Annotated in this window: 2 protein-coding genes; one reads left to right on the plus strand and one right to left on the minus strand. The window is 47.7% G+C overall.

The window, feature by feature from the left end; all coding sequences use genetic code 11:
- Positions 1-488: beta-keto acid cleavage family enzyme (locus tag AC1DRJ_RS29885; RefSeq protein WP_477805296.1), on the plus strand; the 488-nt coding region annotated here is incomplete at its 5' end.
- A gap of 101 nt (positions 489-589) precedes the next feature.
- Here the strand turns inward: AC1DRJ_RS29885 and AC1DRJ_RS29890 are convergent.
- Positions 590-927: TetR-like C-terminal domain-containing protein (locus tag AC1DRJ_RS29890; RefSeq protein ID WP_477805297.1), on the minus strand; the 338-nt coding region annotated here is incomplete at its 5' end.

The following is a 927-nucleotide window of genomic DNA, read 5'->3' on the forward strand; positions in this document are numbered from 1 at the left end:
ATACTTTTTCCGATATCGAATGGATCCTGCGAACCATTGGAGATACCGGTACCCGCTTTGAGTTCGAATGTTACGACGTCAGCCACCTATACACGCTGAAGTATTTCCTGGATAAAGGATTGGTTAAGCCGCCTTTGTTCATTCAGACAGTATTCGGCTTGCGTGGTGCCATGGGGGCTCATATCGAAGATGTGATGCATCAGAAGCGAACCGCAGATCGTCTATTTGGCGATCAGTATCACTGGTCGGTATTGGGTGCAGGTAAAGACCAGATGTCGCTGGCAACACTCGCGGCCATTATGGGCGGCAACGTCAGAGTGGGTCTAGAAGACAGTTTGTACATTGGGCGCGGTGAGCTGGCGGTTTCTAATGCCGCGCAAGTGCGGAAAATCCGAAGTATCGTAGAGCAGTTGGGGTTTGAAATCGCTACGCCTCAAGAGGCAAGGGACATGCTCGCGCTAAAAGGAAAGAAAAATACTAACTTCTAATTATTTTTCCAGCAGCTCCTTTCAGTGAGTCGCACCTTATGTTGTGAAATATACAAGCCGGCCATTAGGTCGGCTTTTTAGTATGGAAATTATTGCGATTTTCAGGGTTTTGATCCCAACAACTCGCATATGTAATTGATATGTGATTCAGCAAAGGATTCGTCCAGAGGCGCGTGACCTATCAACAGGCGCATATAAACCGGTCCATAGATCAAATCCATAAGTACTTCGACATTTGAACCTTTTGAAATGTCGCCGCTGTTTTTCCACTCGTCAAGCATCTCTCTGACGACTGCTCTACGGCCGTAATGAAATCGCTCACGGAAGACGCGAAGGATGGCTGGATCAGATTGACCTTCGGCGATAATTTGAGCGACGAGCCGGCCAGGCCATCCTGAATATTGGTTCACCAAAGAATGGAAATGGTGTGCTATTGCGT

It is taken from the genome of Pseudomonas sp. P5_B2 (assembly GCF_056400445.1).